20 protein-coding genes are annotated in these 21218 nt (G+C 71.3%); 9 read left to right on the top strand and 11 right to left on the bottom strand.

Annotated features, from left to right (window positions below):
• The first annotated feature begins 112 nt into the window (after window positions 1-112).
• The 3 genes from ACYQ8Q_RS06270 to ACYQ8Q_RS06260 all read left to right on the top strand — a co-directional run bounded on the left by ACYQ8Q_RS06270 (window position 113) and on the right by ACYQ8Q_RS06260 (window position 2829).
• The gene (locus tag ACYQ8Q_RS06270; protein ID WP_460062653.1) at window positions 113-1351 is read left to right on the top strand and encodes a sensor histidine kinase; all 1239 of its coding nucleotides are present in this window, start codon (window positions 113-115) and stop codon (window positions 1349-1351) included.
• Entirely contained in the window at window positions 1348-2028 is a 681-nt protein-coding gene (locus tag ACYQ8Q_RS06265; protein WP_460062652.1) for a response regulator transcription factor, read from the top strand. The genes ACYQ8Q_RS06270 and ACYQ8Q_RS06265 overlap by 4 nt, the downstream gene beginning before the upstream one ends.
• 111 nt (window positions 2029-2139) lie before the next feature.
• Window positions 2140-2829 (top strand): M24 family metallopeptidase, encoded by a 690-nt coding sequence (locus ACYQ8Q_RS06260; RefSeq protein ID WP_460062651.1) that lies wholly within the window; start codon window positions 2140-2142, stop codon window positions 2827-2829.
• Here the strand turns inward: ACYQ8Q_RS06260 and ACYQ8Q_RS06255 are convergent.
• From ACYQ8Q_RS06255 to ACYQ8Q_RS06220, 8 genes are all read right to left on the bottom strand, one after another.
• On the bottom strand, window positions 2819-3100 hold the full coding sequence (locus tag ACYQ8Q_RS06255) for a PaaX family transcriptional regulator C-terminal domain-containing protein (RefSeq protein WP_460062650.1): 282 nt from the start codon (window positions 3098-3100) through the stop codon (window positions 2819-2821). The genes ACYQ8Q_RS06260 and ACYQ8Q_RS06255 overlap by 11 nt on opposite strands.
• Before the next feature lie 31 nt (window positions 3101-3131).
• Complete coding sequence (locus tag ACYQ8Q_RS06250; RefSeq protein WP_460062648.1) at window positions 3132-3878, bottom strand: hypothetical protein; 747 nt, start codon at window positions 3876-3878, stop codon at window positions 3132-3134.
• Window positions 3879-3948: 70 nt separating this feature from the next.
• A complete protein-coding gene (locus tag ACYQ8Q_RS06245) occupies window positions 3949-4911 on the bottom strand; it encodes a hypothetical protein (RefSeq protein ID WP_460062646.1) in 963 nt (320 codons plus the stop codon).
• A 1236-nt stretch (window positions 4912-6147) separates the two neighbouring features.
• Entirely contained in the window at window positions 6148-6471 is a 324-nt protein-coding gene (locus ACYQ8Q_RS06240; protein WP_460062645.1) for a helix-turn-helix domain-containing protein, read from the bottom strand.
• On the bottom strand, window positions 6468-7496 hold the full coding sequence (locus ACYQ8Q_RS06235) for a tyrosine-type recombinase/integrase (RefSeq protein WP_460073193.1): 1029 nt from the start codon (window positions 7494-7496) through the stop codon (window positions 6468-6470). Before ACYQ8Q_RS06235 ends, ACYQ8Q_RS06240 begins: the two co-directional genes overlap by 4 nt.
• A 139-nt stretch (window positions 7497-7635) precedes the next feature.
• Window positions 7636-8346, bottom strand: coding sequence for a PaaX family transcriptional regulator (locus tag ACYQ8Q_RS06230; RefSeq protein WP_460062644.1), 711 nt, complete (start codon window positions 8344-8346; stop codon window positions 7636-7638).
• Window positions 8347-8356: 10 nt separating this feature from the next.
• On the bottom strand, window positions 8357-9238 hold the full coding sequence (locus ACYQ8Q_RS06225) for a fumarylacetoacetate hydrolase family protein (protein WP_460062642.1): 882 nt from the start codon (window positions 9236-9238) through the stop codon (window positions 8357-8359).
• 9 nt (window positions 9239-9247) lie between these two features.
• Window positions 9248-9667: a RidA family protein gene (locus ACYQ8Q_RS06220; protein WP_460062641.1), complete on the bottom strand. Its 420-nt coding sequence runs from the start codon at window positions 9665-9667 to the stop codon at window positions 9248-9250.
• 160 nt (window positions 9668-9827) lie between these two features.
• Here ACYQ8Q_RS06220 and ACYQ8Q_RS06215 point away from each other — a divergent pair, with 160 nt between their 5' ends.
• Genes ACYQ8Q_RS06215 through ACYQ8Q_RS06200 form a run of 4 tightly spaced genes read left to right on the top strand, consistent with a single transcriptional unit; the run spans window position 9828 to window position 15305 of the window.
• A complete protein-coding gene (locus tag ACYQ8Q_RS06215) occupies window positions 9828-10310 on the top strand; it encodes a cupin domain-containing protein (RefSeq protein WP_055635202.1) in 483 nt (160 codons plus the stop codon).
• Window positions 10307-11215, top strand: a complete 909-nt coding sequence (locus ACYQ8Q_RS06210; protein ID WP_460062640.1) for an acyl-CoA thioesterase — start codon at window positions 10307-10309, stop codon at window positions 11213-11215. The genes ACYQ8Q_RS06215 and ACYQ8Q_RS06210 overlap by 4 nt, the downstream gene beginning before the upstream one ends.
• 38 nt (window positions 11216-11253) lie before the next feature.
• The gene (locus ACYQ8Q_RS06205) at window positions 11254-12912 is read left to right on the top strand and encodes an AMP-binding protein (protein WP_460062639.1); all 1659 of its coding nucleotides are present in this window, start codon (window positions 11254-11256) and stop codon (window positions 12910-12912) included.
• Between the two features lie 11 nt (window positions 12913-12923).
• Entirely contained in the window at window positions 12924-15305 is a 2382-nt protein-coding gene (locus ACYQ8Q_RS06200; protein ID WP_460062637.1) for a bifunctional salicylyl-CoA 5-hydroxylase/oxidoreductase, read from the top strand.
• 6 nt (window positions 15306-15311) lie between these two features.
• On the opposite strand, the gene ACYQ8Q_RS06195 is transcribed toward ACYQ8Q_RS06200, so the two are convergent.
• The gene (locus tag ACYQ8Q_RS06195; RefSeq protein WP_460062636.1) at window positions 15312-16979 is read right to left on the bottom strand and encodes an amidohydrolase; all 1668 of its coding nucleotides are present in this window, start codon (window positions 16977-16979) and stop codon (window positions 15312-15314) included.
• A gap of 50 nt (window positions 16980-17029) precedes the next feature.
• Window positions 17030-18508, bottom strand: a complete 1479-nt coding sequence (locus tag ACYQ8Q_RS06190; RefSeq protein ID WP_460062635.1) for an APC family permease — start codon at window positions 18506-18508, stop codon at window positions 17030-17032.
• Window positions 18509-18684: 176 nt separating this feature from the next.
• Here ACYQ8Q_RS06190 and ACYQ8Q_RS06185 point away from each other — a divergent pair, with 176 nt between their 5' ends.
• Window positions 18685-19380 (top strand): TetR/AcrR family transcriptional regulator, encoded by a 696-nt coding sequence (locus tag ACYQ8Q_RS06185; protein ID WP_460062634.1) that lies wholly within the window; start codon window positions 18685-18687, stop codon window positions 19378-19380.
• A gap of 134 nt (window positions 19381-19514) precedes the next feature.
• On the opposite strand, the gene ACYQ8Q_RS06180 is transcribed toward ACYQ8Q_RS06185, so the two are convergent.
• Window positions 19515-20705, bottom strand: coding sequence for a 4-hydroxybenzoate 3-monooxygenase (locus ACYQ8Q_RS06180; RefSeq protein WP_460062633.1), 1191 nt, complete (start codon window positions 20703-20705; stop codon window positions 19515-19517).
• Window positions 20706-20868: 163 nt separating this feature from the next.
• Between ACYQ8Q_RS06180 and ACYQ8Q_RS06175 the strand changes: the two genes are divergently transcribed.
• Window positions 20869-21177, top strand: a complete 309-nt coding sequence (locus ACYQ8Q_RS06175) for a hypothetical protein (RefSeq protein ID WP_460062632.1) — start codon at window positions 20869-20871, stop codon at window positions 21175-21177.
• The last annotated feature ends 41 nt before the right edge of the window (window positions 21178-21218 follow it).

The raw sequence follows: 21218 nt of genomic DNA, 5'->3' as shown, positions 1-21218 counted from the left end.
CTGCGGCCCGAGGGACCGCCGGGCCCGCCCCGGCGCTCGGCGGACGACCCGCGGGACAGCGCGTCCCGCGGGTCGTCCACCATGGAGGCACGCTCTGCACCCGGAGAAACCCATGACCACCAGCAGTCCGGAACGCCCCAGGGGGCGCCACCGCCGTGCCATGGACGTGGTCACCGCCATGGCCCTGCTCGGCTGCGCGGCCTTCGGCGCCTCGATCCGCGTCCCCGGGATCAGCCGGCCGGACCAGACCTGGCCCGGCATGCTCCTCGCGGCCGTCTCCTGCCTCGCCCTGCTCAAGGCCCGCAGCCACCCGCGCACCGCCGTCGCCGTCGTCACCGCCTGCACCGTGGCCACCGGCTCCCTGGGCTATCTGCTCACCCCCCTGCTGCTGGCCCCCCTCATGCTGGCCCTCTACTGGCTGGCGGCCGGCACCGACCGCCGGACCACCCGGGGATACGGGCTGGTCATCATGGCGATGGTGGTGCTCACCGCCGTACTGGACCGCCCCGACACCGACATGCTGACGCTGCGCACCGTCGGCCCCGTCCTGTGGCTGCTGCTGCCGATCGTCGGCGGCGGCAACGCCCGTCTGCGCACCGCCTACGTGGAATCGGTGCAGGCCCGCGCGGCGCACGCCGAGCGCACCCGGGAGGAGGAGGCCCGGTTGCGGGTCGCCGAGGAGCGCATGCGGATCGCCCGCGACCTCCACGACGTCGTCGCCCATCACATGGCCGTCGCCAACGCCCAGGCCGGCACCGCCCGCCATCTCGCGGCCACCCGCCCCGAGCAGGCCCGGCGGCTGCTCGACGAGCTGACCACCACCACGTCCTCCGCGCTGCTCGAACTGCGCGCCACGGTGGGGGTGCTGCGGCAGAGCGGCGACCCCGACGCCGAATCCCTGGAACCCTCGCCGGGACTGTCCCGTCTCCCCGAGCTGATCGCCGCCTGCGAGGCCGCCGGCCTCGACGTCACCGTCGTCACGGAGGGCGAACCCCGCCCGCTGTCCCCGGGCGTGGACCTGACGGCGTACCGGATCGTCCAGGAGGCGCTCACCAATGCGACCAAGCACGGCTCGGACCGGGGCGCCCGGGTGTGCCTCACGTACTCCGGGTCCCGGCTGCTCATCTCGGTCACCAACGAGGACGCCACGCCCTCGGCCGTGCCGGGCGGCGGCTTCGGCCTGATGGGCATGCGCGAACGCGCCCACGCGGTGGGCGGAGACCTGCGGGCCGGTCCGCGCCCCGGAGGCGGCTTCGAGGTCGCCACCGCCCTGCCGCTGCACTCCCTCGCCCCGGAAGAAGAACAGGGGGCGCCGGAACACACCGCGCCGGAGAGCGGGGCGGTCCGATGACCGTGCGCGTCCTGCTGGCCGACGACCAGGCCCTGCTGAGGGGCACGTTCCGGCTGCTCATCGACTCCTGCGAGGACCTGGAGGTGGTCGGCGAGGCCGCGAACGGCGCCGAGGCCGTCGACCGCGCCCGCGCCCTGCGCCCCGACCTCGTCCTGATGGACATCCGGATGCCCGGCACGGACGGCCTCGCCGCCACCGCCGCCATCTGCGAGGACCCCGACCTGACCGGCACCCGGGTGCTCGTCCTCACCATGTTCGAGACGGACGAGTACGTCGCCAGGGCGCTGCGGGTCGGCGCGAGCGGCTTCCTCGGCAAGTACGTCACCACCGACACCCTCCTCGCCGGCATCCGCACCGTCGCCGCAGGCGAGGCGCTCCTGTCGCCCGGCGCCACCCGCGCCCTCATCACCCGCTTCCTCGCCGCCCCGGCCCCCGGCGCACTCCTGGCGTCACCGGAGCGCCTGGCCGCCCTCACCCCGCGGGAACGCGAGGTCACCACACTCGCCGCCCGGGGCAGGTCCAACGACGAGATCGCCGAGGAACTGGTCCTGAGCGTCCTGACCGTACGCAGCCACATCCAGCGTTCCCTGACCAAACTCGGCGCCCGCGACCGCGCCCAGCTCGTCGTCATCGCCTACCAGACCGGCCTCGTCCGCCCCGCGCCCCCGGGGCCCTGACCGCGCCGGGCTCAGCCCAGCGAGGTGAGGAACTCCACCAGGTCCGCGTTCACCTCGTCCGGGCTCGAGGAGCGTACGCGGCGTGATCTTCGGACTTGTACCCTCCCGGGTATGACGGATGACGAAGCCACCCGCGCCGCACGGCTGTCGGACGCCCAGGCGAAGGCTGTGCGGCTCTTCGCGGAGATCGAGGAGCGCGGGCTCGTCGCGCCGGGGGAGGGGGAGCGGGCGGTCAGCGACCGGATCCGTGACCTGGCGAACGAGCTGTTCGGCACGACCCGGCACTGGCACAAGCGGATCGTGCGCTCGGGCCCGAACACGCTGATGCCGTACAAGGAGAACCCGCCGGACCGGCCGATCGGCGCGGACGACATCGTGTTCGCCGACTTCGGGCCGATCTTCGAGGAGTACGAGGCCGACTTCGGCCGGACCTTCGTCCTCGGCGACGACCCGGTCAAGCACCGGCTGCGCGACGACCTGCCGAAGGTCTTCGCCGCCGGCCGCCGCTTCTTCGAGAGCGACCCCGACATCACGGGCAAGCGGCTGTACGCCGAGGTCGAGCGGCTGGCCGCCGAGGCGGGCTGGGAGCTGGGCGGCTGGCACGCCGGGCATCTGGTCGGCGAGTTCCCGCACGAGTGGATCGACGGCGCGGACGTCGAGTCGTACATCACCCCCGCCAACGACACCCCGCTGCGCCGCACCGACAAGGCGGGCCGCCGCTGCCACTGGATCCTCGAGATCCACCTCGTCGACCGCGTGCACGGCTTCGGCGGGTTCTACGAGGAGCTGCTCACGCTCTGACCACCGCGGCCGCGTGGCTCGCGGCGGCGGGTCTCAGCAGGGCGTCGAGCCGCTCGAACAGGCCGGCGGCGGCCACCCCCTTCCAGTCCGGCGGCAGCAGGTCGAGGGGGAGGCCAGGGTCCCGGTAGGGCAGCCGACGCCACTGGGTCAGCATCGGCACATAGGTCCGGAACGCCTCCAGGGGCTCCGGCGCGCGCTCCAGCGCCACGTCCAGGACGGGGCCGTACCGGCGCAGGAAGACTGGTGAAGAGGCAGTGTTCCAACCCTGCACTGTTCCTGTCGGAGCGCGGTGTTCCTCGCGTTCAGGTCCTCCGCCGCTGCGGCCACGGGTAACCAAGCTGTCTGGCGTACTCCGGAGATCCGCCGCAGACCTCGGCTGTCTGACGTGGGTCACCCGCCACGAGTTGCTCAGCAAGTCTCTCGGCCTGACTTTCAGGGTCGTCATTGGAGACGTCAAGCACCATCCGGAACTGCAGCCATGGGCGGTCTTCCCCGATGGCCGAGCGGCCCGGATGGAAGAGGAAGAGGTTGATCTGGTCGGGCTCCCAAAGCCAGGCGGACACGCCGCCGAGTTCACATTCCCACCGTGCAAGCCAGCCGGCGCGCTCTCTGAGGTCCAGCTCCAGCAGCCGGGCAACGGTGCGTGCTGGCCACTCCCAACTGTGGTCCGCAACGGCTCGCTCTACCTCTGTCTGGTACTCCTGAGCATCGAACCAGAACTCAGGCAGGTCAACGTTGTCCTCGTCGGGGTTGCGCCACTCGCTCCAGATCACGTGGTCGCCGTCGCGCCGGATGGTCACGTAGAGAGCGCCGCAGCACCCTTCGGTACACGTTGCCTCGGCCAGCCGCACCTCGTGCGGCTCAGGACCAGCCGTGAGAGGGCCGTCCGGCAGCAAGAGGTACTTGGGATCTTCGCCCGGCCCTTCTGTGAACACCTCAGCCAAGATGTCCTCACTGTCGACCAGCGGTCGGACCTCCACGCTTGCGCCCCTCTGCGGAAGATCAGGAACGACAACATGGAGGGTGAGGCAACGCTTCTTGGCAGTCATCGAACGATTGTCGGGCCTGCCACATCGAGGTGTCGCAGCATTTCTCGCGGATGGTCCCGTCACTGGTCCTTCAAGATCTCTCAGGCGGCTGCGCGTCGTCGTTCTTGCAGGCAGCGACGTAGTCGGTCCAGCTGTCCTGGGCGAACCTAGCCCACCTGTGGGCGCTGCCTGCGCTGACGCCGAAGAGGTCACTGATCACGATGGGAGGCAGGTCGGCAACGGCTTCGAGCATGGCGGTGTTGCGGGCGCTGATGACTTCCAGGCCGTGCTTTCGGAGCTTGTTCACGATCCTCTGCGCCGTGATCGGGCGGTGAGCTGGCACGCCGGGAAGCAAGTAGGTAGGGCGGCCGTCCTGTGGCGGCCGGAGCATGGAGCGGACCGTCGGTCGTGCGATCTGTTGCTCGATGAGCAGTGCCAGTTTGGGCGGCAGGAGGACGGGGTTGCGTTCGATGGTGAGGTAGGCGTTGTCCCCAGTGCGTTCGAACCTGTCAGTGGTCAGTTCGACCAGGCGGACGACGGGCAGGGCGTAGAGCCCGATCAAAGCGCCCGCGATGCGAACGTCGAGGGGGAGTTGGTCGTCGTTCAGGCAGCGTTTTAGTTGTTCGTTCAACGCAGTTTCGGTGATGAACTGGGTTGGGAGACCGGTTCGCTCTGCCGTGAGGGCCATCGTGCTGTTGAGTCGTCGGGCCTTGGCCCATCGGATGAAGGCTCCGATCGACCTTCGGCGTGTGGCATGAGTGGTGAGCCAGAGGTCCAGGTCCTCCTGGCCGGCTGCGGCCAGGTCGAGCTGCTTCTCATCGAGCCAGTTCAGGAAGTCGATCGCGGCGCGGATGTCCCTGCGATCGCTGGTGGCGGCGTTGGTGGTGTACCGGCCGCGGGACGACCGGCGTCGTGCGTCGCGGATGATGTGCCACTCGGCAAAGGGACGGATGATCTTCATCTGATGCTGCGGAAGTCGTGCCAGGACATCGGCAGACCACAGTTCCAGACGGGCGAGGTTCTCGTTTCGCTCCGGCAGGACGCCGGTCGCCACCAAGAGCTTCCGGAAGTGATGGGTCGAGTTGTAGTCCTGGGACAGGGCGTCCAGAGACGCCCAGCGGACGGAGTGCCGGCGGGACGGGGCCGTCCCCTTGCGTGAGGAGTTGGCGCACGCGGTCACCGACCGCGCATCGGGTGCAGAGTCCGGCGTCATAGATGTCGCCGGGAAAGCCGCAGCGGCTGCAGCTGTAGGTGATGTCCGTGCCGCAGCAGGGCCCGCAGAGATCGCCTCCGTCGTCAGCGCGGCCGATCAGGACCTGGGTAGTCTGGCATCGCGAGCAAGACGCGGGGTTCCGCCGGCGCCGATTGAAGCAGGTGTCGCAGACCGGGCCGATGGGCCAGTTGGCCCGCACGTCACGCTCACGGCCGCAGTCGGCGCACTGCGCAAGTGTGCGAGGCCGGCAGCGGTCACAGTGGAGGGCGCCTCCTCGCTCCCTCACGCGGTAGACACGCGTCTGCCGGTCGCAGACGCTGCACACCCCAAGCGGCCCCGTGTTGCAGTTCTGGCAGAGCTCGGGCTGTCCGTCGGCGGCACGGACTCTGATCCGTCGGAGGTTGCCGCAGCCTCCGCAGAGTCGGGGCGGGGGCTCGTAGCAGCTGTTGCAGACGGGTCCGTCGTCGGTGTTGGCGTGGGCTGGTCGAAGTTTTCCGCATCGGCTGCACTTCCGCTCCGGCCTCGGAGTACAGGACTGGCACAGTGCTTTGCCGTCCTCACGCCGGCTCTTTGGCAGCTTGCGCTGCCCGCAGCCCGCGCACTCCTCCCAGGAGAGGGAGGAGTCCCTGCTGTAGCAGAGTCTGCAGATCGGCCCCTCCTCGAGTCGGCGGGCGATGAGGCCGTCCTGTCCGCAGCGGGCGCACTTCCGCAGCTCGGTTCGGTACACACACCACATGCAGCAGCGGCCCTGGGGAGTCGGGCGGGGAAGCTCCCGGTCGCTGCGGCCGCACATGGCGCAGGACAACTGGGTGACTGCCTCCCCAAAGCCGTCGGCTTCCAGCTGACGCAAGAGCCGGACCAGTGCGACCGGGCAGTGGGGCGACGGGGCGGTGAGCGCGTCACCGCGTTCGGCGAAGTGCCGGGCCAGCTCGCGTGCGGGTATCGGGCCCCATGCCTTCGCTCGCTCGAGGACGGCCTGGGCCCCCTGCTCGGTCAGCTCCGGAATCCTGCGCCGGACGTGGCCGATGTTGCTGGCCCTGGCCTCCGCGAGGTCCCGCTGATTTCTCTGCTTCTGGTTCACGGCTTCCCGGGCCGGCGAACGACGGCTCGACGCGGTGTGATCGGGGTCGGGTCGGCGTCGCCGACGACCTTGCGGAACTGGGTGTTGACGACCTCCGGCTTGATCAGGTCGTTCGGAGTGCACTGCAGGATGTCGCAGAGTGCGACGAGGGTGTCCATGCTCATCCGCTGAGGCGGCTGAGTCACCAGCCGGTAAACCTGTTCGCGCGAGAGGGTGACGCCTCGTTCGGCCAGCAGTGGCACCAGGTCAGAGGTCTGGAACATTTCCTTCTCGGCCATCAACTGCCGCAGCCGCCACTGGTAGCCCATCTTCTTGATCATGTCGTCACGTCCCAGTCGTCGCCCAGCCGGTCCTTGAGAGAAGCCTCCAACAGCTTGTTGCGGTACTCGTTCGAGACCCCCATGTAGATCGCCGTGGTGGACGCGTGCGAGTGTCCGACCTGTTCCTGAACGAACCGGGCCGGATAGCCGAACTCGGTCAGGTGTGTGATGTAGCTGTGGCGCAGGCAGTGGAGGTCTAGGTCCTCGTCGAGGCCGGCGGCCTCGCGGGCGGCGACGAAAGCCTCGTTGATCGATCGGGGCGACAGGCGCCCGCACCGTTCCGTCACCCAGAGCGCGGGGTGGCGTCCGGGCGAGAACTGCGGGCGTATCTCGGTCACCCACTGGTCCAGCACGTCGACGCACCAGTCCATCTCCGGGACGGTGAGCACCGTCCGCCGCTTGGGCGGCGAGCCCTTCTGGGACTTGCCGAAGCGGACCATCGCGCTGCCGTAACCGCGGAACTGCGGGGCCTTCCGGTTGCGCCGCAGGTCGACCAGGTCAAGCCTGGAGGACTCGGTGCGGCGCGTCCCGTAGGCGTAGATCGTCTTGAGCACGGCGGCGTCCCGCAGAGCAGACAGGGCGCCCTTACGGCCCTGGCCACGGATCTTGCCGGGCCGGGCATCGGCGGCGTCGAAGAGAGCCTGGATCTCGTCGTAGTCCAGTGGCCGACGGCGCGGGTCGCCCTCGTACTCGACGGTGTGCAGGACCGAGTTGCCCTCGTGGAAGACCTGCTGCGGAACCTCGCCGAACCGCTCCGAGCACGCGTGCATCCAGCCGTATCGGGAGTCGAGGAGGTACTCCAGGAACAGGCCGATCGTCACCTCGTAGCTGCGAGCCGTCGACATCTGGATCGGCTTGCTGCCGCTTCGCAGGTGGGCGATGAACGCCTCGCCGTCCGCCGGGGTCCATTGCCAGGGGTACTGACCGGTGAACTCCTCCAGCCTCTCGATCAGACGCACCCGCGGGTCGATCGTCGAGGACTTCAGGAACCGGGCCGACTGCTGCCTCGCCCAGCCCTCCTTCATCGCGTCGAACACCGCCGGCGCGGGGTCGAGATGGATGACGTTGCGGGCCAGGACAAGGTGCGCTGAACCGGGTGCTTGCGTGCTCACAAGCCTGTTGTATCAAACGCAACAATGATGAATCTATGTGCTAACGTGCAGGTCAGGGCTTGATCCGCTCGGCGGCCCCCTTCGGGGCCCGCCTCGCCGACCAGCGGAAACGGCCTTGTTTCCGCCTCACAGAGTGTTGCATCTGATGCAATTCATCCCGTTTGTCCGCGTACGGCCCGGTGAGTTCGTCGAGGTCCCACCAGGAGCGGATCTTCTCCCGCGGGTCCCCGAACGCGAGGTGATCACCCGTGAACAGGTCGACGTACGTGGACAGTTCGCGGCGTTCCAGGGTGCGCCGTGTCTCCGCCGCCAGGTTCCCGGGGGCGACCCACACCCCCGAGGCCGCCGTGCCGAAGCCGAGCCGGGTCAGGACCGTGCGCAGCTCGTGCCGCTTCTCGCGCTCGGACTCGGGCACCGAGAACACCACCAGCACCCAGCCGTCCTCGCGGCAGGCCCGGGTCCGCCGGAAGATGCGCACGTCTCCCTCGGCGAGCGTCTGGAGGGTCGCGTCGGCCGGCGCGTACCCGGCGACCCCGTCCAGCCGCTCGGCGCGCAGCACCTCGCGGCGCTTCATCCGCGACACGGAGGACCGTACGGCCCGGCTCTCCACCCCGAGGTCCGCCATCAGGGCGATCAGCGACGCGACCGACAGCCAGGAGCGCCCGTCCCGGGCGTAGAGCCCGAACAGCGTGAGGATGAGCGGGGCGTGGCGGGACTCGCGCTCACCTGCCGGGGCGCTCGCCGAGGTCGTCCGCGCGGTCATTCCCGGCAGCCTAGGTCAGCCGGGTGCGCGTCACCGTGTTGCGCAGCTCGCCGAGACCGCCGACCCGGGTGACGACGACATCGCCGTCCCGCAGGAAGATCTGCGGTTCGCGCGCGCCGCCGATGCCACTGGGGGTGCCGGTGAGGACGACGTCCCCGGCGCGCAGGGTCATGCCGTGGCTGAGTTCGGCGATGATCCGGGGGATGGAGAAGGCCATCTGGCCGCTGGTCGCGTTCTGCAGGAGGCGGCCGTTGACCTCGCACTGGACCCGCAGGGCGGTGAGGTCGTCGATCTCGTCGGCGGTGGTGAGCCAGGGGCCGAGAGGCATGGTGGCGTCGATGCTCTTGCCCTTGAGCCACTGGCCGCCGTGGGCCCGCTGGAGGTCGCGCTGGGAGACGTCGTTGGCGACGAGGTAGCCGAAGACGTGGTCCAGTGCCTTCTCCTCGGGGACGGAGCGTCCGTCGCGGCCGATGACGAGGGCGATCTCGGCCTCGTAGTCCCATTGCGCGGAGAGGCCGGGGTCGTAGGCGACGGGGTCGTACGGGCCGATGACGGTGTCGGGGCCCTTGGTGAAGAAGGCCGGGTGCTCGGGCAGGCTCACCGGGTCCTGGCCCTCGCGCTTGCCGCGTGACTCCTCGAAGTGGTCGAGGTAGTTCCAGCCGGTGCACAGGATGTCGCGGCGGAAGCGCTGCAGCGGGGACTCCAGGGGGACGTCCGCGAGCGGCAGGGACGCTCCGCGTGCGGCGCGGGCCGCGTCGAGGGCCTCGGGGCCGCCGCGCACGATGTCGTCCACCGTGCCGATCTCCGCCGGCAGCAGGGTGACCGTCCGCTCGGGCAGGTGCACGGCGCCCGCCCGCCGTACGCCGTCCAGGGTGAAGGAGGCGAGTCTCATGCCGGGCCCCTACGGCCGCGGGGCGACGAGCCGGCCGTCCGGGATCACGGCGACCCCAAGGATCTCGATCACGGCCTCGGGCTGCCACAGCGCGGTGCAGCCGATGCCGGCCATCGCCGGGTAGACCGGCCCGGCGAGCTCGCGCCACACCTTGCCGATCTCCTTGCCGTGCGCCTGGTAGTCGGGGATGTCGGTGAGGTACAGCGTCACGCTGACCAGGTCCCCGGGTTCGCCGCCCGCCGCCCGCAGCGTGGTGAGCAGATTGCCGAACGCCTGCCGGAACTGCTCCACGACACCGCCCGGAACGATCTTCATCTCGGCGTCCAGCGCGGTCTGTCCGCCCAGGTACAGCGTGTTCCCCGCCAGCGTGCCGTGCGAGTAGCCGCTGGGTCGGGGGAGCGAGTCGGGGTTCACGGGGACGGGGGACATACGGCCTCCGGAGCGTCGGGTGCTGACAGGGCTGGCAGGGCTGACAGGAGCTGACCGGGCCCGCGACCGGACCGCATGTATTGACTTTAATTGACGACAGTGAAAAATACGAGACATCGGATCCCGGACCCGACCGCCCCGACCGAACGGAGCCCGTGCCATGGAGCCCGACCTGAGCAAGTACCGGCTGGAGGGCGACAACGCGATGTACCGCCTGCCCAGCGGCATCGTCGCCCCCGTCGTCACCCGCGGCGGACTGGAGAACGCGGACACCGCCGACTCGGGCGGCGCGGTCCGGGTCTCCGGTGTGAGCATCCAGCACACCCCCGCCACCCGCCTGTGGTTCGGCAAGGTCAGCAACGAGCCCGGCTACCGCTCCGTCTCCCACCACCACGGCGAGGCCGAGACCGGTGGCTACGTCCTCTCCGGCCGGGCGCGGATCTACTTCGGCGAGAAGTTCGAGGACTACGTGGACATGGAGGAGGGCGACTGGGTCTTCGTGCCGCCCTTCATGCCGCACGTCGAGTGCAACCTCTCCCGCACCAAGCCCCTGACCTGGATGACGACCCGCACCCCGGAGAACATCGTCGTCAACCTGCCCGACATCGCCGACGCCGAGCTGCGCGACTGGCTGGACCGATGACCGGCCCGGCGCCGACCTCGGCCGTCTTCACCGCCGCCGTCACCCTGAAGCCCGCCGAGCCCGAGCACTTCGACCTCGCCTTCACCGCCGTCACCCAGCCCTGCCCCTGGCCCAAGGCCTACGGCGGCGACCTGGTCGCCCAGGCGGCCGCCGCCGCCATGCGGTCGGTCACCGACGGCAAGTCCCTGCACTCGATGCACAGTTACTTCCTGCGCCCGGCCGACATCGGCGCCGAGGTCCGCTACGAGGTGGAGGTGCTCCGCGACGGCCGCGGATACAGCACCCGCCAGGTGCGCGGCTACCAGAACGGCAGGCCGCTCTACGTCTGCCTCGCCAACTTCGCCGCGGGCGAGGCGGGTTCGACCTTCCAGGCCACCCTCCCCGAGGACGAGGAGGTACCCGGCCCCGAAGGCCTGCCCACCTCGGCCGAGTACCTCGCCCGGCACGCCGACGCGCCCCTGTCCGAGGAGGTCAGGAGCTACTGGTCCGGTGGCCGCGGCTTCGACATGCGGCACGTCCCCGGCCCGGTCTACCTCACCGTCGAAGGGGACCGCCTCCCGCACCAGGCCGTCTGGGTCAAGCCGTACGACCCGCTCCGCCCCGTCGACGGACTCACCGACGCCGGGCGGGACCTGGCCGCCCTGGCGTACGTCTGCGACTACACCATCCTCGAACCCGTCCTGCGGGTCCTCGACCTGCCCTGGTCGCGCCCCGGACTGGTCACCGCGAGCCTCGACCACGCCATGTGGTTCCACCGCCCGGCCCCCATGGGCGACTGGCTCCTCTACGTCCAGGAGGCGGCGGCCGCCGACGCGGGCCGCGGTCTCGGCACGGGCCGCTTCTTCACCCGCGACCACCGCCACCTGGCCACCGTCGTCCAGGAGGGCATGATCCGCCCCGCCTGACCCGCCCCCCGCGGCGGGATCCCGGAAGGACACTTCCGTTGACCCTCCCACGCCCCCTCTCGCCGTCGGCCCACGTCGACACCTTCACCCGCGACCATCTGCCGCCCGCACACCTGTGGCCGACGGTCGAGTTCACCACCCCGGAACTGCGCTACCCGGACCGCCTCAACGCGGCGACCGAACTCATCGACATCCCCGTCTCCCGGTACGGCCCCGACCGCCCCGCCCTGCGCACCCCGGCCGGAGACCTCTGGACGTACGGCGAGCTGCGCACCCGCGCCAACCAGGTCGCCCAGGTCCTCACCGAGGACCTCGGCCTGACACCGGGCGGACGCGTCCTGCTCCGCTCGCCCAACACCCCCTGGACGGTGGCCTGCTGGCTCGGCGTCCTCAAGGCCGGCGGAGTCGTCGTCACCACCATGGCCGCCCTGGGCGTCCGTGAACTCGCCCCGGTCGCCGAACGCACCCGCCCCTCCCTCGCCCTGGTCGACCACCGCTTCGCCGAGGACGTCCACACCCTGCGCGACACCGTGCTCCCCTCGCTGACCGTCGTGGAGTACGGCGGCACCGGCCCCGGGGACCTCCTCGCCCGGGCCGCCGCCAAGTCCGGCGTGTTCACCGCCGTGGACACGGCCGCCGACGACGTGGCGCTGCTCGGCCCCACGTCCGGTTCCACCGGCGTCCCCAAGATCACCATGCACTTCCACCGGGACATCCTGTCCATCGACAACACCTTCGGCCGCCACACCCTCGGCCTGGTCCCGGGCGACCTGGTCGCCTGCACCGCCCCCCTCGCCTTCACCTTCGGCCTCGGCATGCTGGTCGTCTTCCCGCTGCGGGCCGGCGCCTGCGCCCTGCTCACCGAGTCCGCCACCCCGCTCCAGCTCGCCCGTCTCGTGCGCGAGCACGGCGTCACCGTCCTCGCGACCGCGCCCACCGCCTACCGGGCCATCCTGCGCGAGGGAGCGGAGAGCGACCTGACCGGACTGCGCGTCGGCGTCTCGGCGGGCGAGCACATCCCCCGCTCCACCTGGGACGACCTGCACCGGCGGATCGGTCTGAAGGTCGTCGACGGCATCGGCGCCACCGAACTGCTGCACATCTTCATCTCCGCCGCCGGCGACGACATCCGCCCCGGCGCCACCGGCCGTGCGGTCCCCGGCTACCGGGCCGCCGTCCTGGACGTGGACGGCACGGAACTCGGCCCGGGCGAGCCGGGCCGGCTCGGGGTGATCGGCCCGGTCGGCTGCCGCTACCTCGACGACCCCCGCCAGGAGGACTACGTCCTCGACGGCTGGAACATCACCGGGGACGTCTTCCACCGGGACGAGGACGGCTACTTCCACTACCACGCCCGCAGCGACAGCATGATCGTCTCCTCCGGCTACAACATCGGCGGCCCCGAGGTGGAGGCCGCCATCGACACCCACCCGGACGTCGTCGAATCGGCGGTCGTGCCCCGGCCCGATCCCGAACGCGGCTCGGTCGTCTGCGCGTTCGTCGTGCTGCGGGACGGCGTCCAGGGCGACGAGGCGAAGGCCAAGGAGATCCAGGACCACGTCAAGCAGGTCCTCGCGCCCTACAAGTACCCGCGTGACGTGCGCTTCCACGGCGCGCTGCCGCGCAACACCAGCGGAAAACTCCAGCGGTTCGCACTCCGCAGGATCGTCGAGGCCGAACAGGCCGGCGAGAGGTGAGAGGAACTCCCTTGAAAATCGCGATCATCGGCGGTGGCCCGGGAGGTCTCTACCTCGCGGCCCTGATGAAACAGCTCGACCCCGCCCACGACATCACCGTCTGGGAACGCAACGCCCCCGACGACACCTTCGGCTTCGGCGTCGTCTTCTCCGACGAGACCCTCGGCGGCATCGGGAACGCCGACACCGACATCGCCGAGGCCATGTCCCGCCGCTTCGCCCGCTGGACCGACATCGACATCCACCACCGGGGCGAGAGCCACACCGTGGGCGGCCAGGGCTTCGCCGCCATGAGCCGCAAGGAACTCCTGCGCCTCCTCCAGGAGCGCTGCCGGGCCCTCGGCGTCACCCTGCACTTCTCGACCCCCGCCCCCGACACCGCCCAACTGCGCGCCGCCCACGACCTGGTGGTGGGCGCCGACGGCGTCAACTCCGCCGTCCGGGCCGCCCATGCCGACGTCTTCCGGCCCTCCCTGGACCGCCGCCCCAACAAATACATGTGGCTCGGCACGGACCGGGTCTTCGAGGCCTTCCAGTTCTTCGTCGAGCAGACGCCGTGGGGCGTCATGCAGGTCCACGGCTACCCCTACTCCGCCACCGGCTCCACCTTCATCGTCGAGATGCACGAGGACGTCTGGCGGCGGGCCGGCTTCGACGCCACCGAGGACGTCGCCTTCCCGCCGGGCGTCTCCGACGACGCGGCGGTGGCCCGTGTCCGGGAGCTGTTCGCCGACGCCCTCGACGGCCACCAGGTGTTCGCCAACAACTCCAAGTGGCTGAACTTCACCACCGTGCGCAACGAACGCTGGCACCACGGCAATCTGGTCCTGATCGGCGACGCCGCCCACACCGCGCACTTCTCCATCGGCTCGGGCACCAAACTGGCCATGGAGGACGCCCTCGCCCTCGCCGCCTGTCTGCACGAACACCCCGACACCGAGGCCGCGTTGACGGCGTACGAGACCGAGCGGCGCCCCGTCGTGGAGTCCACCCAGCGGGCCGCGCAGGCGTCCCTGGAATGGTTCGAGAACATCGGTATGTACGTCCACCAGGAGTCCACCCAGTTCTGCTTCAACCTCCTCACCCGCTCCCGCCGCATCACCTACGACAATCTGCGCACCCGGGACGAGGAGTTCGCCGACCGGGTGGACACCGCCTTCGCCCGGGCCCAGGGCCTCGACGGCACCGCCCCCGCGATGTTCCAGCCGTACCGGATAGGGCAGTTGGAGCTGAAGAACCGGGTGATCGTGTCCCCGATGGACATGTACTCCGCCGTGGACGGGGTGCCCGGCGACTTCCATCTCGTCCACCTCGGATCCAAGGCGATGGGCGGCGCCGGACTGGTGATGACGGAGATGGTCTGCGTCTCGCCCGAGGCCCGCATCACCCCCGGCTGCACCGGCCTGTGGAACGACGAACAGCGCGCGTCCTGGGCGCGGATCGTGGCGTACGTCCACGAGCGCAGCACCGCCCGGATCGGTCTCCAGCTCGGCCACTCCGGCCGCAAGGGCTCCACCCGGCTGATGTGGGAGGGCATGGACGCCCCGCTGCCCGAGGGCAACTGGGAGACGGTCGGTCCGTCCCCGCTGCCGTACGGCGAGGACTCCCCGGTGCCGCGCGAACTCACCCGCGCCGACCTGGACCGGATCGTCGCGGACTTCACCGCGGCCGCCCGCCGGGGCGCCGAGGCGGACTTCGACCTGCTCGAACTCCACTGCGCCCACGGCTACTTGCTGTCCTCCTTCCTCTCCCCGGTCGCCAACCGCCGCACCGACGAGTACGGCGGCCCGCTCGCGAACCGGCTGCGCTTCCCGCTGGAGGTCTTCGACGCCGTGCGCGCCGCATGGCCGGCCGGACGCCCGGTGATCGTGCGCATCTCCGCCAGTGACTGGGTGCCCGACGGGAACACCGAGCACGACGCCGTGGAGATCGCCCGCGCCTTCATCGCGCACGGCGCCGACGCCATCGACGTCTCCTCCGGCCAGGTCACCCGGGACGAGCGGCCCGCCTTCGGCCGCTCCTACCAGACCCCGTTCGCCGACCGCATCCGGCACGAGGTCGCCGCCGCCACCGGTACGGCCGTCATCGCGGTCGGCGCCATCGCCTCCTACGACGACGTCAACTCGATCCTGCTCGCGGGCCGCGCCGACCTGTGCGCCGTAGGACGCACCCATCTGTACGACCCGCACTGGACGCTGCACGCGGCGGCCGAGCAGGAGTACCGGGGGCCGGGTGCCGACTGGCCGCAGCCGTTCGCGGCGGGCCGCCGCAAGCCGCCGTCCTCACGCACCGACGCCGTGCGCCCCCGGCTGTCGCTGCTCCGCTCCGACCCCGCCGACCAGGGCGTCCATCTGCGCTGGACCCCCTCGCGCGAACCGGCCCCGGTCTCCTGAGCCGGATCAGGCGTCGGGCGCCGCGTGGACCCGCCGCCCGTCCACGAAGGTCTGAAGGACCCGGGTGCTCGCGATCTCCCCGGGCGGGCCCGTGAACGGGTCCCGGTCCAGGACGACGAGGTCGGCCGCCTTGCCGACGGCGATGCTGCCGGTGAGGCCGTCGAGGCCGTTCACATGGGCGCTGCCCGCCGTGTACGCGGCGAGGGCGGCGCCGAGGTCGAGACGCTGTCCGGGCAGGAACTCGGGGGTGCCCTCGGGGGCGTCGGGGGAGACCCGGTTGACCGCGACATGGACGGCCTGGAGCGGGTCGGGGCTGCTCACCGGCCAGTCGCTGCCCGCGGCGAGCGTCGCCCCCGCCCGCAGCAGATCGCCGAACGGATACTGCCGGGCGCCGCGTTCGGGGCCCAGGAACGGCAGGGTCAGCTCGTCCATCTGCGGCTCGTGGGCGGCCCACAGCATCTGCAGGTTCGCGGTCGCGCCGAGCGGCCGGAACCGGCGAACGTCGTCCGGGTGGACGACCTGGAGATGGGCCAGGTGGTGGCGGGTGTCACGGAAGCCGTTGGCGGTGCGGGCGGCCTCCACCGCGTCCAGCGCCTCACGCACCGCACGGTCTCCGAGGGCGTGGAAATGCACCTGGAAACCGAGCGCGTCGAGCTCCGTGACGTACTTCTTCAGATCGCCGGGTTCCACGAAGCTGATGCCGCTGGTGCCGGACGCACAGCCGCAGCCGGTGAGATAGGGGTCGAGCATCGCGGCGGTGTGGTTCTCGGCGATGCCGTCCTGCATGATCTTCACCGCGCCGGCCCGGAACCGTCCCCCGCTCAACTCCTCCCGCCGGGCGACGAGTTCCGGGATCTGCTCGGCGCCGCGCTCCCGGTCCCACCACAGCGCGCCCACCACCCGGGCGGTGAGCAGACCGCGTTCCCGCGCCGTGCGGTAGGAGGGCGCCGGATCGGTCAGGTTGGCGTACGCGCCGACGATCGCGTCCTGCCAGGCGGTGACCCCGTGCGCGTGCAGCACCGCCTGGGCCCGCAGCAGCGCGGCCAGTTGCTCCTCGGCGGTGGGGTCGGGCACCAGCCGGCCCACGAGATGGACGGCGCCCTCCTGGAGCATCCCCGTCGGATTGCCGTCGGCGTCCCGCTCGATCCGGCCGTCGGCGGGGTCGGGGGTACGGGCGTCGATGCCGGCGCGCGCCAGGGCCACGCTGTTCACCCAGGCCCCGTGGTGGTCCCGGTTCGGCAGGAAGACCGGCCGGTCGGGGACGATCGCGTCGAGCGCCGCAGCGGTCGGGGCGCCGCCGGGGAACGCCTCCAGGGACCAGCCGCCGCCGGTGATCCACTCGGCGTCCGGGGTGCGGTCGGCGTACTCTCGGATCCGCCGCAGGTACTCGGCGGGATCGACGGTGTCGGCCAGATGGCACTGGCCGAGTTCCAGGCCCGCGCCCTGCGGATGCACATGGGCGTCCTGGAAGCCGGGCAGCAGCAGCTTTCCGGCGAGGTCGACGACCTCGGTACCGGGACCGATCAGCGCGTGCACCTCGTCATGGCCCACGGCGGTGATCCGTCCGTCGTGCACGGCCACGGCGGTGGCCCGGCTGCGCGCGGGATCGACGGTGTGGACGGGCCCGCCGGTGAGGACGAGATCGGCGGGGCCCTCGGCCTGGAACTGCGACATGGGGGACGAACTCCCTGGAGACGGTAGGGGGACGGGAACGGGCGGGGGTCTCAGACCGCCGCGCCGTCCATGGGCAGCGTGACCGCGTCGGCGTCGGTGCCGCGCCCGGTGGCGAAGTACGGGGACCGGCGGACGTACTTGGCAACCGCGGCCATGCCGAGGCCGGCGAGGACGATGACGGCGGGCAGGGAGAACATGAACCAGCCGTTGTCCGGGCTCAGTTCGAAGTGGTCGCTCATGGTCAGATACGAGTATCCGAGATAACAGCCGAGCCCCAGCAGTACCAGACTGGACACGGCGGGCACCCACACGGCGAACAGCGCGGACCGCAGCCCCTCACGGAGGGCGGAGCGGAAGCGGACGGCACAGGCGAGCGCGGTGAGACCGTAGTAGAGGGCGACGAGCAGTCCGATGGCGTTGACGGCGGCCAGCAGCATGTCGCTCAGCCGGGGGATGGCGACCGCCAGCAGGGCGATCACGGTGGCGAGCGCCAGCACCACGACCGTCCCTGCGGCGGGGGTGCCGTACCGCGGGTGCACCCGGGTCCACACCGGCCCCATGGTCCGGTCCCGGCCCATCGCGAGCAGCCCGCGCGCGGTGGGGATCAGCGTGGACTGCACGGAGGCGGCGGCCGAGAACATCAGGGCGACCAGCGGCAGGGTGGCCCAGGGCTCCCCGGCCAGCTTCTGCCCGAGGTACGGCAGGGCCTGCGGTCCGTTGCGGACCAGCTCGGTCAGGCTCATCTCGCGCTGGAAGGCGACCGAGGCGAAGAGGAACAGGCCGAGCATCGCGAACAGCGCGATCAGACCGCCGCGGGCGGCGTCGTCGGGGTCCCTCGTCTCCTCGGTGACGCTGAACGCCGCGTCCCAGCCCCAGAAGAAGAACACCGCGAGCACCAGGCCCTGGGCGAAGGCGGTGCCGGAGGAGATGGCGAAGGGGTTGAACCAGGACAGGGAGAAGGACTGGTCGCCGGTGACCAGGGCCCAGCCGCAGAAGCCCAGCAGCACCGCGTACTCGAAGACCAGCAGGGCGAACTGGAAGCGCGTGGTGCTGCGCGTCCCGGTGACGGCGAGCGCGGTGAAGGCGACCAGGAGCAGCAGCCCCACGGCCGTGCTGACGCCGGTGGACGTCGGATCCAGGGCGATGCCCGCGAGGGAGTGCAGGCCGGCCCGGTTGGCGAAGATCAGCACCACCGAGCCCATGACCGCGCTGGTGTAGGCGCAGAACACGACCGAGCCGACCAGGGTGACCCAGCCGGTCAGGAAGCCGGGCCACGGGCCGAGGGTCTTGCCGACCCAGGTGTATCCGTTGCCGCAGTTGGGTTCGGAGCGGTTGAGACGGGCGTAGGCGGTGGCGATCCCGAGCACCGGCAGGAAGGCGAGCAGCAGCAGTGCCGGGGCCCGGAGCCCCACGATCGTGGCGATCGTGCCCATGCCGATCCCGATGCTGGTCGTGGCGGCGGTGCTGGAGGCGGCGATGGCGACACCGTCGACGACACCGAGCGAGCGACGCAAGGGTGTGGAGGACATGCAGGACTCCTCGTGGGGAGGGGACGAGGGAGACGAGGGAGATGAAGGAGACGCGGGACGAGCCGCGCGGGACTGTGATGGAACACCGGGCCTCCGCATTGCGTCAATGCTGTTGACATAAGGCGTACGGCCCCTTTCACTGCCGTTACGCGTCACGAGTCCCGAGGAGCGCCGCCATGACCACCCGAGTCCCGCAGGAACGCAGACGCCGCCGTCCCACCCGCTCGGGGGTCCTGCTGTCGGAGGAGCTGATCGTGGCGACCGCGCTGCGGCTGATCGGCGAGCACGGCCCCGAGGCGCTGAGCGTACGGCGGCTGGGCACGGCCCTCGGCTGTGACCCGACCGCCCTCTACCGCTACTTCCACGACACCGACGACCTGGTGCTCGCCATCGCGGACCGGATCATCGGCGACGCCATGGAGGGGTTCGTCCCCGGCGAGGACTGGGTGGCCGCCCTGCGCGAGATGGCCCGCAGGGTGCGCGCCGGATACCTCGCCCATCCCCGCGCGGCCGCCTTCGCCTCCTACCGGGTGACCCGGCGCGCGAACGAGATCCGCGCCGTGGAGACCGGTATCGGCCTGCTCCTCGCCGCGGGCTTCGGCCCCGCCGACGCGACCCGCCTCTATCTGACCTTCATCGACACCGTGCTCGGCCACGCGGCCATGGACGCCGCGTTCCTGGCCCTCCCGCGCGGCCAGCGCGAGGCCGACCACCGGGCCTGGAGCGAGGTCTACCAGGGCCTGGACCCGGCCACCCATCCCGCCCTGACGACCGTCCGCGACGAACTGCCCGCCATGGGGGACAGCTCCTTCGAACAGGCCGTCGACCTCCTCCTGGAGGCCCTGACGGCCCGTGCGCCCCGGGGCCGCTGATCCGCGCGGCGAGGCGATCCGGCCCGGCTGGATCTCACGACGGACCAGGTGGAGGCGGGCATCGCCGTCCTGAAGGCGAAGGAGACGGCGTCAGCGGCACCCGCCACCCGTCGTCGTCCCGGACCGCCGGGGCGTCAGGCCGGGTCCAGACCGGTCATCAGTTCCGCGAAGGCCCGCGCGGCCGTCGGGGAGGTGAACAGCCGGTCGAGGCGGGCGCGGGCCAGTTCGCGCAGGAACGGGCCGGAGCGGGTGTCGTCCCCGGCGTCATGGACCGTCCGGGTCAGCCAGTGGGAGAACTCCTGGTCGTTCCAGACGCGCCGCAGGCAGCGCCGGGAGTAGCTGCGCAGCCCGCTGTCGTCGTGTTCGAGGACGTGGTCCCGCACCGCGCGGGCGAAGAGATCGGCGTCGTACAGGGCGAGGTTCATGCCCTTGCCGCCCATCGGCGACACGATGTGGGCGGCGTCCCCGACGAGGAACAGCCGGCCGTACTGCATCGGGTCGTGGACGAGGCTGCGCAGCCGGAAGGTCTCGCGGTCGGTGATCGGGCCCGCGACGAGGGCGGGGTCGCCGAGCCTGGTGCGCAGCGCGTCCCAGACGCGGTCGTCGGGCCAGGCGTCGGGGCGGTCGTCGGGCGGGCACTGGAGGTAGTAACGGCTGCTGTGCGGACCGCGGGGAAAGTGCGCGGCGAAGCCCTGCGGGCTGACGGCGAGCAGCGGGTGGGCGGGGGGCGGGGCGTCCGCGAGGACGGTGAGCCAGCCGATGCCGTGGTCATGGGCGTGGGCGGTGAGGACGCCGTCGGGGACCGCGGTGCGGGTGACGCCGTGATCACCGTCGCAGCCCGCGACGAAGTCGCAGGTGATCGTGTGCGGGGTGCCGTCGGCGGAGCGGTAGCGGACGGTGGGGCGGTCGCCGGCCGGGTCGTGCACGGAGACCTCGGCCGCCTCGTAGCGCAGGTCACCGCCGTCGGCGAGACAGGCGGCGGTGAGCTTCTGGACCAGGACCTGCTGAGGACACAGCCGCGCCCCGGGGCCCTCGGAACCGTCGCGGTCGTCGACGAGATGGCTCTCGCCGTCCACCCTGAACTCCAGGATGCCGTCGTGCGGCGGGCCGCCCAGCACCAGATCGGCCAGCCCCCAGGACGCGAACATCCGTACGGCACGGCTCTCCACGATCCCGGCCCGCTGCCGCTGCGCCACGTACGCGCGGCTGCGGCGCTCCAGGACGACGCAGTCGATGCCGCATCTGCGCAGCAGCGTGGCCACGGTCAGCCCGGCCGGACCCGCACCGATCACCACGACGGTCGTCGACTCCGGCGGCTCGCTCAACTCAACTCCTGCTGATCCGACCCCACTTGGCAGCTCCGTGCACAGCGTAGCGAGAAGTGACGGAGGTAACAGGGGAGTCGGCGTAAGCATCCGGCCGCACGAGCCCTCAACACCGGTGTACGGCAACCACGTTCTGCCCGCCCGCCCTGAAAGACGAGGACCGATGACCAGCTGCGAACCCCGCCACTTCTGCCCCGATCATCCTGACGCGGTGGGGCTCTCGACGCTCGCCGCCGCCGGCCTTCTCTGCCTCGCCCTCCTCGTCGTCGTCGGCCTGGCACTCGTCCACGTCGTCGATCGGGCCGCCCACCGCACCCGCCGCACCGTCGAGCGCTGCGCGACCGCCGTCGCCCGCACCGAACGCGCACCGGGTGGGGACGGCCGCCGCACCAGGTGCGCCGCGCTCCGGCTCCGCCCCCTGCTCGGCAGACTCACCGGACCGCCCGGCGGCCCCGGCCACGAGGACCGGTAGCGAGGAGGGGATGGCCCGGCGGCGAACCGGCTCCCGGCCGG

Source organism: Streptomyces sp. YKOK-I1 (assembly GCF_054660435.1).
Note: the sequence above shows the minus strand (reverse complement) of the source record. Positions and strands in the feature narration are given on the sequence as shown.